General features: G+C 62.2%; 12 protein-coding genes. 5 read left to right on the top strand and 7 right to left on the bottom strand.

What is annotated here, in order from left to right:
* Window positions 1-75 precede the first annotated feature (75 nt).
* From J7557_RS01890 to J7557_RS01880, 3 genes are all read right to left on the bottom strand, one after another.
* Window positions 76-282, bottom strand: coding sequence for a cold-shock protein (locus J7557_RS01890; protein WP_291416791.1), 207 nt, complete (start codon window positions 280-282; stop codon window positions 76-78).
* 222 nt (window positions 283-504) lie between these two features.
* Entirely contained in the window at window positions 505-954 is a 450-nt protein-coding gene (locus J7557_RS01885; RefSeq protein WP_291416789.1) for a YaiI/YqxD family protein, read from the bottom strand.
* A gap of 4 nt (window positions 955-958) precedes the next feature.
* Window positions 959-2,584 (bottom strand): MFS transporter, encoded by a 1,626-nt coding sequence (locus J7557_RS01880; RefSeq protein WP_291416787.1) that lies wholly within the window; start codon window positions 2,582-2,584, stop codon window positions 959-961.
* Between the two features lie 262 nt (window positions 2,585-2,846).
* On the opposite strand from J7557_RS01880, the gene J7557_RS01875 reads away from it, so the two are divergent.
* Together J7557_RS01875 and J7557_RS01870 are read left to right on the top strand one after the other, a co-directional pair.
* Window positions 2,847-3,344 carry a DMT family transporter gene (locus J7557_RS01875; RefSeq protein ID WP_291416785.1) on the top strand — a complete coding sequence of 166 codons (498 nt, stop codon included), beginning with the start codon at window positions 2,847-2,849 and terminating at the stop codon, window positions 3,342-3,344.
* A complete protein-coding gene (locus J7557_RS01870) occupies window positions 3,341-3,763 on the top strand; it encodes a DMT family transporter (protein ID WP_291416783.1) in 423 nt (140 codons plus the stop codon). The genes J7557_RS01875 and J7557_RS01870 overlap by 4 nt, the downstream gene beginning before the upstream one ends.
* 61 nt (window positions 3,764-3,824) lie before the next feature.
* Here J7557_RS01870 and J7557_RS01865 read toward each other — a convergent pair whose 3' ends face one another.
* On the bottom strand, window positions 3,825-5,264 hold the full coding sequence (locus J7557_RS01865) for an aldehyde dehydrogenase family protein (protein WP_291416781.1): 1,440 nt from the start codon (window positions 5,262-5,264) through the stop codon (window positions 3,825-3,827).
* Between the two features lie 55 nt (window positions 5,265-5,319).
* A complete protein-coding gene (locus J7557_RS01860) occupies window positions 5,320-6,471 on the bottom strand; it encodes a fumarylacetoacetate hydrolase family protein (protein ID WP_291416778.1) in 1,152 nt (383 codons plus the stop codon).
* Between the two features lie 271 nt (window positions 6,472-6,742).
* Between J7557_RS01860 and J7557_RS01855 the strand changes: the two genes are divergently transcribed.
* Window positions 6,743-7,456 (top strand): SIMPL domain-containing protein, encoded by a 714-nt coding sequence (locus J7557_RS01855; RefSeq protein ID WP_291416776.1) that lies wholly within the window; start codon window positions 6,743-6,745, stop codon window positions 7,454-7,456.
* Between the two features lie 184 nt (window positions 7,457-7,640).
* Here J7557_RS01855 and J7557_RS01850 read toward each other — a convergent pair whose 3' ends face one another.
* Together J7557_RS01850 and J7557_RS01845 are read right to left on the bottom strand one after the other, a co-directional pair.
* On the bottom strand, window positions 7,641-8,471 hold the full coding sequence (locus tag J7557_RS01850) for a sulfite exporter TauE/SafE family protein (protein WP_291416774.1): 831 nt from the start codon (window positions 8,469-8,471) through the stop codon (window positions 7,641-7,643).
* A gap of 2 nt (window positions 8,472-8,473) precedes the next feature.
* The gene (locus tag J7557_RS01845; protein ID WP_291416772.1) at window positions 8,474-8,893 is read right to left on the bottom strand and encodes a secondary thiamine-phosphate synthase enzyme YjbQ; all 420 of its coding nucleotides are present in this window, start codon (window positions 8,891-8,893) and stop codon (window positions 8,474-8,476) included.
* 256 nt (window positions 8,894-9,149) lie between these two features.
* On the opposite strand from J7557_RS01845, the gene J7557_RS01840 reads away from it, so the two are divergent.
* Window positions 9,150-11,318 carry an OmpA family protein gene (locus J7557_RS01840; protein ID WP_291416770.1) on the top strand — a complete coding sequence of 723 codons (2,169 nt, stop codon included), beginning with the start codon at window positions 9,150-9,152 and terminating at the stop codon, window positions 11,316-11,318.
* A 120-nt stretch (window positions 11,319-11,438) separates the two neighbouring features.
* Window positions 11,439-11,954 carry a TIGR00645 family protein gene (locus J7557_RS01835; RefSeq protein WP_291416768.1) on the top strand — a complete coding sequence of 172 codons (516 nt, stop codon included), beginning with the start codon at window positions 11,439-11,441 and terminating at the stop codon, window positions 11,952-11,954.
* Window positions 11,955-11,969 lie beyond the last annotated feature (15 nt).

Genomic DNA, 11,969 nt, shown 5'->3' with positions numbered 1-11,969 from the left:
CGCTTTCCGGTTTGAAAACGCCGCACAGCAGGGCCTGGTAGACGTCGCGACCTCCAGGAGATCGCGATACGCCTCTTAGGCGAGTTGCACGTTGATTGCGGATTCACGACCGTCACGACCCTTTTCGAGGTCGAAGGTCACCTTCTGGCCGTCTGCGAGGCTGGAAATACCAGCACGTTCCAGCGCAGAAATGTGGACGAAGGCATCCTTGCCGCCGCCATCGGGCGAGATAAAGCCGAAGCCCTTGGTCGAATTGAAAAATTTCACGGTGCCGTTGATCATTGGCGTCCTCATGAATTGGCTCGAAGCGGTGCAAGCGAGCGGTTCCCCTGCAGCAACATGCTACAGAAGCCTATTAACGTTTGCAGTTCGGAAGGAAAGCCAAGCAACCGGATAGGCCGGCAGGGTCAGTTCGCCAACGGGGGCAGAAAACGTATTCTCCAATAGTCTACGTCAAATGCGCCAAAGTCAAGGCGCGTGCGCCAAGCGCCCGTCTGGTCCCGCTCAAACGCGCTTTGCCCGCTGCACCAATGCATCGAACTGCTGCAGGAAGTTAGAGCGGTCCTTTGCCGAAAACGCCGCATTGAACCCCCGGCTCTCGCCGGTCTCGCGAAGATGCTGGTTCAGGTCCCGCATGGCCAGCGCCATGCCGATTGAATCGGTCGTAAAGAGCTTTCCCGTCGGCCCAATCGCCGCCCCGCCCTTGGCAAGAATACGGCTCGCCAGCGGGATATCCGCCGTCACCACCACATCCCCCGGCGCCGAATTATCGACGATCCAGTCATCGGCTGCATCCGCACCCTGCGGCACCATCACATTGCGCACCATGGGATCGCGAGACGGCCGAAGCCCGAAATTGGCGACATAGGTGATCACCAGCCCATGCCGCTCGGCCACCCGCGCCGCCTCGTCCTTCACCGGACAGGCATCGGCATCGACGAAAACCGCAACCATGACGCTATACCTCCGGACTGTCGCGCAGCGGCGTCGTATCATCGAGCGGCACCGTCTGCCGCTCGATCATCCGATGCACCTCGGGCAGGCCTGGCCCTCGATGCAGCGCCCGCAACTGCTCGGTATTATCGGCATCCGCCTTGGTGCGCCGCAGATTGTGCCGGACATAGTCGACCCAAGTCGGAACATGATAGCTCTCCACCCAGATATAGGGCTTTTCGAGGTCGCGCAGCAGGCCCCATTGCCGTGCACCATCGCGAATGCGGATACGTCGCCGCTCGCTCATCAGTGCCAGGAAGCGCGGAATATCCTCCTGCGCGATCTGGTAGTCGATCATGATCATGATCGGCCCGCTGCGCGGCATTAGATCGAGTTTCAGCAGCGGCTCGTTGAACGTATCGAGCGGATTGAGATCGCGCTCGTTGAACTGCGGCAGCGGCAGTCTCAACCCCACCACGAGACAAAGCACCAGCACGCCCGCCGCCAGCACCAGCGCCCATTGCGGATCGGCCGCATCAGCCGTCAGACCCCAGACCCAGCTGCCCCCGGCCATGCCGCCAAAGGTCGCCGTCTGATAGAGCGACAGCGCCCGCCCCACTACCCAGCGCGGCGCAGAAAGCTGGATCGACACATTGAACAGCGAGAGCGACAGCACCCAGCAGGCGCCCGCCGGCAGCAGCACAAAATGGCTGAGGATCGGATCGCGGCTGAATGCCAGCCCCAGACAGCTCAGCGCAAAGCCAAGGCAGGCGATGCGGACGATCACCTCATTGGAAAAGAGCTGCCGCACCCGTCCATTGACCACAGCCCCGGCAATAGCCCCGAGCCCAAAACACCCCAGCAGCGTGCCATAGACCAGCGCCCCACCGCCCACATATTCCTCCGCCACCGAAGGCAGCAGCGCCATGATGACAATGGCGGCAAAACCGAAGAGAAAGCCGCGAAACAGCACCGAAAGCAGGTTCGGCGACAGCGACACATAGCGCACGCCCGCCCACATGGCGCTTCCCAGGTGCTCGCGCGGCAACCGCGCCTTGACCCTTTGTGGTTTCCAGCGCCACAGCGCCCCGATCAGCGCCAGGTAGGACACGGCATTGACCGCAAAAGCCGCGCTCGCCCCGGCAAAGGCGACGATCATGCCACCCACCGCCGGACCGACGCTGCGCATCATATTAAAACCCATGGCATTGAGCGTCACCGCACCCGGCAGGTCCTCGCGCGGCACGATATCGCCCATCGACGCCTGCCAGGACGGATTGAACAGCGCCGTCCCGCAGCCGATGAGAAAGGTAAACATCAGCAACAGCCAGGGATTGAGCAACCCAAACCAGGCCGTCACGGCGAGCAACAGCGACACCACGGCCATGCCACTCTGCGCGACCAGCATCACGCTGCGCCGGTCGAAATTGTCCGCCAGTGCGCCAGCGGCAATCGAAAATACCATGATAGGCAGGGTGTTAGAGGCCTGCACCAGCGCCACCATATTGTGCGACGTGGTCAGCGTCGTCATCATCCAGCCCGCGCCAACCGCCTGTACCAATCCCCCGAGATTGGAGAACAAGGTCGCCAGCCACAGTGTCCGAAAAGTCTCGTGACGGAATGGCGCCGTGATGGATGTGCGCTCGGCCATGATGATTCAACTCCTGCCCCTGTCATGGGCGAGTCAACGTCAGGTGGCAAGGGCACAAGACCGCCCCGCCATGAATAGATTTCACCCTGTGCCTGTCGAACAAGGACGTCGGCGGCACATCGCCAAGGCGCAACTCGATGCAACACCTCCCCCTTGATGGGGGAGGATGGGAGGGGGTGGAGCCCCGCGCTCAAACACCCCCACTTGCCGCCCATCCAACACCGAATAGAGTGGCACCACCCTCTCCTGCTAGAATCGAACCATGACCTCACCCCCAACCCAGCGGACCAACCCGCTGCACCTGCTCGCGGCCTTTGCCAGCGGCGGCATTCTCACCCTTGCGATTTTCGTCAATGGCGAAGCCGGCCGCTTCGGCGGCGCCATGTTCTCCTCCTGGCTCGCCCATGGCACCGGCACCGTGGTCGCCATCATCTTCCTCGCCGCCGTGTGGCGCGGCCAGCGCGCCGCCTCCGCTGAAGCGACCGCCAAGATCGGCAAGGCGCCGCTCTGGGCCTATACCGGCGGCCTCCTCGGCGCGGTTACGGTCATGCTCACCTCGACTTCGGTGAACTCCCCCCTTGCCCTCGCCGGCACCCTCGCCCTTGGCCTCGCCGGCCAGGTCGTCCTCAGCCTCGCCGCCGATTTCTGGGGCCTTCTCGGCCTGCCCAAGCGCAAGCTTGACCTGCGCGATGCCGGCGCCGTCATCCTCATCGCCGCCGGCAGTCTCCTCATCATCCTCTTCGGGCTCGGCGCCGCATGATCATCCCCATTCTTGCCGCCTTCGCCGCCGGCCTCCTCGTCATCCTCAGCCGCCAGGTCAATGGCCGGCTCTCGATGTCGACGACGCCGCTCATCTCGTCCTTCTGGAACCACTTCGTCGGCTTCGCCTTCCTCACCGTCGTCGGCCTCGTCATCGGCGGCCTCATCCCTGCCAATATCACCGAAATGCCTTGGTGGATTTACACCGGCGGCGCCATTGGCGTCGTTTTCGTCGCCGCCGGCTCGTGGCTCATCACCCGCATCGGCGCTGTCAATTCGACGCTGCTGGTCATCGCCGGCCAGATGGTTTTTGGCGTGATTTTTGATCTTTTGCGCGGCGCCCCCGTGACCATCTGGGCCGCCGCCCTTGGCGTTGTCCTGATCCTCGCCGGGATGTGGCTCACACAGCGTCAACGCTAGCAGTCTGCTAACGAAAACGGGGCCCAGTGGGCCCCGTTGCTAAATCGATATTCGCCTCGGCTTAGCCGGCAGCGGTGTAAGCCGTCTTCACGATGGTGAAGAACTCCGAGGCATAACGACCCTGCTCGCGCGGGCCATAGGAAGAGCCCTTGCGGCCACCAAACGGCACGTGGAAATCAACGCCGGCGGTCGGCACATTGACCATCACCATGCCAGCTTCCGAATTGCGCTTGAAGTGCGTCGCATACTTCAGCGAGGTCGTCACGATCCCCGCGGACAGGCCGAATTCCGTGTCGTTGGAAGTGGCTAGTGCCTCTTCATAATCCTTCACCTTGATCACCGCTGCGACCGGCCCAAAGATTTCTTCGCGGGCGATACGCATGGAATTGGTCGCTTCGGTGAACAGCGTCGGCTGCAGGAAGTAGCCTTCCGTCGCCCCCTTCACGCGCTCGCCACCGGCCACCAGCTTGGCGCCTTCGCCCTTGCCGATCTCAATGTAATCCGTATCCTGCTTGAGCTGGCTAGGATCGACCACCGGTCCGATTTCCGTATTCTTATCAAGAGCATCGCCAACGCGCAGATTGCGGGTGCGCTCGGCCAGGGCCTCCACGAATGCATCATGAATGCCTTCCGTGACGATCACGCGCGAGGCGGCGGTGCAGCGCTGGCCGGTCGAGAAGAACGCCGACTGCGCAACGGTTTCAACGGCAACCTTGAGATCGGCATCATCGAGCACGATGGTCGGGTTCTTGCCGCCCATTTCGAGCTGAAACTTGCGGTTGTGCTCGATCGAAGCGGCCGCAACACGCTTGCCCGTACCTACGGAACCGGTGAACGAGATGGCATTGACATCCTTGCTGTCGAGCATGGTCTGGCCAACAACCGAACCCTTGCCCATGACAAGATTAAGAACGCCCTTGGGCAGGCCCGCGCGCACCAGAATATCAACGATCGCCCAGGTCGAACCCGGCACGAGATCGGCCGGCTTGATCACCACGGTATTGCCATAGGCCAGCGCCGGAGCAATCTTCCAGGACGGAATGGCGATCGGGAAATTCCACGGCGTGATGATGCCGATAACACCCAGCGGCTCGCGGGTGATTTCAACGCCAACGCCCGGACGAACCGACGGCAGCACTTCGCCCGAAAGGCGCAGCACTTCACCGGCAAAGAAATCAAAGATCTGGCCTGCGCGGGTCACTTCGCCGATGCCTTCCGGCAGCGTCTTGCCCTCTTCGCGGCTCAGCAGCTCGCCCAGTTCCTGCTTGCGGGCGAGGATTTCATCGGCGGTCTTTCGCAGGATGGCGTGGCGCTCAAGGATGCCCGAACGCGACCAGGCCGGGAACGCGGCCTTGGCGGCGGCAATAGCCTGCTTGGTTTCTTCAACCGTGGCGCGGGCATAGACGCCGACCACTTCGTTGAGGTTGGACGGGTTGATGTTCTCAACGCCGTCGGCGCCGACCCATTCGCCGTTGATCAGGTTCTTGTGCAATTCGCTCATGTGGAAAGCCTTTCAGAAATGTCGTGCATCGCCCGTGGGGAGGAGGTCAGCAGGGCTAAAGGAGGTCGGCGCGGGCAAGATCCCGCAGCAGGTGGCTCGAGCCATAGGTCCAGGGCGGACATTTGGTCGAGAGATTGACGGTATTGGTCAGCGTACCGAGCGACGGCGTCGAAATGGAGACAGTGTCGCCGAGCTTGTGGGTAAAACCCTTGCCGGCGCCGTCGCGATCCTTCACCGGCGCGAACATGGTGCCGAGATAGAGCACGAGCCCATCGGGATATTGGTGATGCCCGCCAATGGTCGCGGCAACCAGCGATTCCGGCGTGCGCGAAATCTGCGCCATGTTGGAAGCGCCTTCGAGAACGAAGCCATCAGTCCCTTCAACGCGCAGCGCAATCTCGGAATTCTTGATCGTGTTGAGCGTGAAGTCGCCGTCAAACAGGCGGACAAACGGCCCCAGCGAAGCCGAGGCATTGTTGTCCTTGGCCTTGCCCAAGAGAAGCGCAGAGCGGCCTTCCACGTCGCGCAGATTGACGTCATTGCCCAGCGTCGCGCCGATAATTTCGCCCTTGCTGGTCACCAGCAGCGCCACTTCCGGCTCGGGATTGTTCCAGCTCGAAATCGGATGCAGCCCGACTTCCGCGCCATAGCCCACCGAGCTCATCACCTGGCTCTTGGTGAAGATTTCCGCGTCCGGCCCGATCCCGACTTCGAGATACTGACTCCAGACGCCCTTTTCGATCAGCGCCGCCTTGACCTTCATCGCCGGCTCGGAACCCGGCACGAGCTGGGAAAGATCGGTGCCGATCAGCTCCAGAATTTCATTCCTGAGCGCATCCGCACGAGACTTATCCCCGCGGGCTTGTTCTTCGATTACTCTCTCGAGCAGCGAAACCACAAAGGTCACGCCGGAGGCCTTGATGGCCTGCAGATCGATGGGAGACAGGAGAACGGGCAAATTTTCACTGGTCTGACCAGCGACGGAATTGGCAACCACCGCTGCCGCATCGCCAAGCACCACGCCTGCGGCAGCCTTCACATGCGCCGCGGCCTTGCCGCTTTCGGCGATGTCGCGCACGGTCGCAAAACCCTTGGCCGTGATGTCGACGAGCTTTCCGTCGCGCACCGTCACGATGCGCGGCTCGGAATGGCCCGGCACGCGGGCGCGGCCAATTAGAATGCCCTCGGGAATGACGTTCGCGCTCATGCTGGCTCCCCCAACTAAAATGTTAGCTGTGACTACCCCAGCGGAACCGCACGGCGCAAGCCCGCCATCTAAATAGTCATACTTATTGCCAATGCCAAGAGCCCTTGGCGCCCAATCTTTTTGTCTTCCGAGAATCCCAGCCAATTCCGACGATTTCCCAACATCCACAGAAACATAAACGGCTCGTTCAACTGGCGTTCATGTGCGCCCCAATACTGACGCATTGGCTGAGGAATGAATTGCCTCACCAAACACACATACGGAGTTTGCCATGCGTCTCGCGATTGCCCTCGCCCCCCTCGCCCTTCTTGCTGCCGCCGTCCCCGCTTTTGCCGGTACGATCACCATTGAAGGCCGCGGCGAAGTCCGGGCTGCGCCGGATATGGCGCTGATCAATTCGGGTGTAACCACCCAGGGCGCCACTGCCCGCGAAGCACTCGATGCCAACACCGCCGCGATGGCCGAGCTCATCGCCGCCCTCAAGGAAGCCGGCATCGAAGCGCGCGACATCCAGACCTCGGGCTTCTCGGTCAATCCCAACTATGTCTATTCCGATGCCCGCGACGAAAACGGCTATTCTCTGCCGCCCAAGATCAACGGTTACCAGGTGTCCAATACCGTCACCGTTGCCGTCCGCGATCTCGAAGAACTCGGCGGCATCCTCGACAAGTCGGTGAATGTCGGCGCCAACACCATCAATGGTGTCAGCTTCTCGGTGACCGATCCGACCGAGCTTTACAATGAAGCCCGCAAGGCCGCCTTTGCCGATGCCCGCAGCAAGGCCGAACTCTACGCCACCGCCGCCAATGCGACGCTGGGCGAGCTCGAAGCCATCTCGGAAAGCCAGAACATCAACAGTCCGATCCCCATGCCGATGTATGCCCGCGCTGATGTAGCTGCCTCGGCCGTTCCGGTGGAAGCGGGCGAGATGACCTTCGAGATCGGCGTCAATGTTCAGTGGGAACTGGACACTAAAGCAAACTAATTCACGCCGGTGGCCTTGAACCGGCCACCTTCATGGCACACCTGCCACCTGAACCGGAGCCATCGGTTCAGGCCTTTCCGAGGTAGGTGGCATCCAGATTTCCGGGTTCCCCCTGTTGAGGGGGGCTTGGACGGTGGGGGCGGACCACCGTAGTCACCCGCCCCCACCTGCCCTTTCCGGCGGCTTAGCCCGCCAGCACTTTCCAGAGCATGTTGAGGCCCACGGCCACGAGGAAGGCGGCGAAGACGTATTTGAGCGTCTTCTGGTCCAGCTTATGCGCCAGCGCTGCACCCAGCGGCGCGCAGACCGCTGCCATTGCGCCAACCAGCACCAGCGCGACAATATTGATATAGCCCACGCTCAGCGGCGGCAGGTCGCTTACGCCCCAGCCCGAGATAAGAAAGCCCAGCGTACCCGAGAGGGCAATCGCCACGCCGATGGCCGCTGATGTCCCCACTGCCTTGTGCATGGTATGGCCGAAGGCCACCAGCGTCGGCACGGTCAGCGACCCGCCACCGATCCCCATCAACGACGAGAGATAGCCAACCACGAACGCCGCAGCCCGATGCGTGGGCTTCGAGCCGTGCAGGTGCCCCATGAGCTTGGTCTGGAACGAGAAGACGATATTGGCCGCAATGACAAAGGCCATGACGGCGAAAACGATGCGCAGCACGTCGCCCGAATACCAGCCAGCCATCAGCCCGCCTATGAAAGTGCCCGCCACGATGAACGGTGCCCAGAGCTTGAACACCTCGATATCAAGCGCCCCACGCTTATGGTGCGCCCGCGCGCTCATGATCCCGGTGGGAATGATGATGGCGAGCGACGTCCCCACGGCCACATGCTGCACCACGTCGGAATCAAAGCCCATCCAAAGCAGCGCAGTGCTCAGCGCCGGCACAATGACGGCCCCGCCGCCAATACCCAGCAATCCCGCCGCCACGCCTGAAACGACTCCCGTGGCCAGCATGCCGAGCACAAACGGCCAATAGCCGATGATGACAGCCCAATCCATGTTCATTCCCCGATGATATGCAGCACCACGCTCCGCTGATGCGGACGGCGGCGGTGCTCGAAAAGATAGATGCCCTGCCAGGTCCCCAACACCGTTTGCTCATCCACGACAGGTATGGAAATAGAGGTTTGGGTCAGGGCCGACCTGATATGCGCCGGCATGTCATCCGGGCCTTCGGTGGTGTGCACCAGCCAGTCCATGCCCTCCGGTGCCAGACGCCGGAAAAAGCCGAGAAGGTCGGTCTGCACATCCGGATCGGCATTTTCCTGGATCAGCAGCGAGCATGATGTGTGGCGCACGAAGACCGTCACCAGTCCTGTGGCAATCCCTGATTCTGCGACGAACCGGTCCAGTACATCGGTGAACTCGTAAAGTCCCTGCCCTCTTGTGGAAATGCTGATGCTGTGGACGGCCTGCTGCATGGTTTGGGCCTAGCATGCCCTCGCCTGTGGAACCAGCGCATGACCAACCCAAACCGTCCACTTTGCCCCACTGGTGCCATGTTCGCTCGCTCAACCTCATGCCGTCAGCCCGGGGGAACCAACGCCAAATCCAGGCGTTGCGGGCTTTGCGGGGGCACAGCATCACGTAAAGGGCTCGTCCAACCATTCAGACTGTGTTCAGGATGGCGCCGCGATGCTTGTCTCAAATGTCACTCGACATAAAGGAAGAAGAACAATGCGCCTCAGAAACTGGCTCTTCGCCGGCACAAGCCTCACCCTTCTCAGCATGGCGCCAGGCAGTGCCTTTGCTCAGGACGCGGCCCCCGAACTGCCACAAGCCTGTATCGACCTGGGCTTCGAGACGCTTGAAGAGTGTATCGCAGCTCAACCCGCTGGCGAAGCGCCGGCTGTAGAAGCGCCTGCGCCCGCAGAGGTAGCTCCCCCGGCCGAGGAACCCGCGCCGGCCGCCGAGCCAGCGCCCGAGGCAGCTCCTGAGCCCGCACCAGAGCCGGCCCCGGTCGAAGAACCTGCCCCCGTGGAAGCAGCTCCCGCTGAGGCACCTGCCGCTGTTGAATCCGCCCCCGAGCCGGCTCCTGTCGAGGCGCCAGCGCCAGTTGAGGCCGCTCCCGAGCCCCAGCCCGAGGCTCCTGTCGAAATGCAGGTCGCCCCCGAGGCAGAACCCGCGCCGGCAGTCGAGGAACAGCCCGCTCAGGAAGCTGCGCCTACCCCCGCACCTGAATCGGCCCCCGCCCCGCAAGCCGCGCCCGCAGCAGAGCAGCAGCCGGCCCCGACCGATCTTGCTTCGGCGCTCGTCGCCCAGGTTGATGCCTACAATGCCGCCGTTACGGAACTCGCCGCAGGCGACGCTTCCGCCCAGGCCCGCATCGATGCGGCTCTGGCCGAAATCAACAGCATTTGCTCCAATGCCGGCATGCCCGACGTCGAGAGCTGCCTTGCCCCGCTGGGCCTGACGCTTGCGCCGATCCCGGCCATCGAACCGGCGCCGGTGGAACAGCCTGCAGTCCCCGCAGAGCAGCCAGCGACCGAAACGCCGGTCGAACAGCCCGCAGCTGTGGATCCGAACGCAGCGCCTGCCGAAACCCCGGTGACCGTCGACGGCCAGCCGGCCGAAATCGTTGAAGACCTGCCGGCCGGCATTACCCAAGAGCAGATTGCTCCGGTGCTGGACAGCGCCAAGGACATTCAGCTCGAAGCGCCCGCTGTCGATGGCCAGGCTCCAGTCGCCCCGCCGGTCGCCGAAGCCCCGCTCGCGCCGCCGCCGGAATCCGACGCAGCAGCCCAGTCCGAGGAAATGCGTGCCTTCGCCGCCGCGCCGATCACCCCGGTCGCTGCCGAGGCCGGCACCGCCGTTACGGCAACCGAGAACACGACCGTCAACCAGACTGTCGTCAACAACTACATCAACAACATCACGAACATCACCAACGTCACCAATAACGTGACGAACAACACGACCAACAATACGCAGAACAATATCGGCCAGCAGAACAACGTCACCGTTGTCGAGCAGGTGCCGGTTCAGCCTGCGAGCACGGGTGACATCATCACTCAGGTGATCCTGCAGGTCGGCACCCAGCTCGTGGTCAACTCCATCGGCCAGGATACCGATCGCTTCTACAATCCGCAGCAGGACGAGGTTTACTACGAAAACCTCCCCGGCGGTCGCGTGCGCGAAGTTGTCGAACGTCCCGACGGCAGCCAGGTCATCACCGTGCGCAATCGCAACGGCGATATCCTGCGCCGTTCGCGCATCACCCCGGATGGCCGGGAAATCGTCCTCGCCTACTTCGACGATCGTTACGACAACGATCTGCTCGTCTGGCGTGACCCGGGCCAGGACCTTCCCCCGCTCCGTCTCAATATCCCGGTGCGCGACTACGTCCTCGACGCCTCCTATGCCGATGAAAACGAAGTTGGCAACTTCTTCGCCCAGCCACCGGTCGAACAGGTCGCTCGCGTCTATTCCATCGACGAAGTGAAGCGTTCGGCTCGCGTCCGTGACTCGGTCCGTCGCCTCGAAGTCGGCAACCTGACCTTCGACACCGGCGCCGCGACCATCAATCGCGACCAGGTGAGCGCCCTCTCCGGCGTCGCCAATGCCATGTTGCAACTGCTCCGGACCAACCCGGCGGAAACCTTCCTCATCGAAGGCCACACCGACGCCGTGGGCTCGGATATCTCCAACCTGCGCCTCTCGGACCTGCGTGCCGCCACCGTTGCCCGTATCCTCACCGACTTCTACGGCGTTCCGCCGGAAAACCTGGCGACCCAGGGCTATGGCGAACGCTACCTGAAGATCCGCACGGAAGCCGCCGAACGCGAAAACCGCCGCGTCACCATCCGCCGCATCACGCCGCTGATCACCGTGGCTAACAACGGCTAATCCCCCGAAAACAGCGAAGGGCCGGACGAAAGTCCGGCCCTTTTTCTTTGCCTGCGTCAGCGCGCCTCTTGCCAGCGCATATAGACTTGCTATCCGTGCGCGGTGCCGCTGGAGTCCGCCATGAAACGTCTCGAAGTCTTCGTCGAAAGCATCATCCTCGCCTCACGCTGGCTGCTGGTCGTCTTCTACATTGGCCTCGGGCTGGCGCTGGCTCTCTATGCCGTCTCTTTCGGCTACAAGCTCTGGGACTTCGCCAGCCATCTCGTCGGCATGGACGAAACCGAAACCATCCTCAAAATCCTGGGCCTCATCGACGCCGCGCTGATTGCCAGCCTCGTCGTCATGGTCATCATCTCGGGCTACGAAAACTTCGTCTCGCGCTTCGACAATGAGGGCGATGTCCATTGGCTCGGCCAGATCGATGCCGGCTCGCTCAAGATCAAGGTGGCTTCCACGATCGTCGCCATCTCCTCGATCCACCTGCTGCAGATATTCCTGAACGTGCCGCAGTACACCAACGAGCAGATTTTCTGGTACACGGTGCTACATGTGACCTTCATTTTGTCGGCGCTTTTCCTCGCATTGATCGACAAAATTTCGAAAAAGGGCGACAAAGGCAAAGGTCCAGACCTCTGAAAAGCCAGTATATCC

Source organism: Devosia sp., assembly GCF_017744655.1.
Lineage (GTDB): Bacteria > Pseudomonadota > Alphaproteobacteria > Rhizobiales > Devosiaceae > Devosia.
Note: the sequence above shows the minus strand (reverse complement) of the source record. Positions and strands in the feature narration are given on the sequence as shown.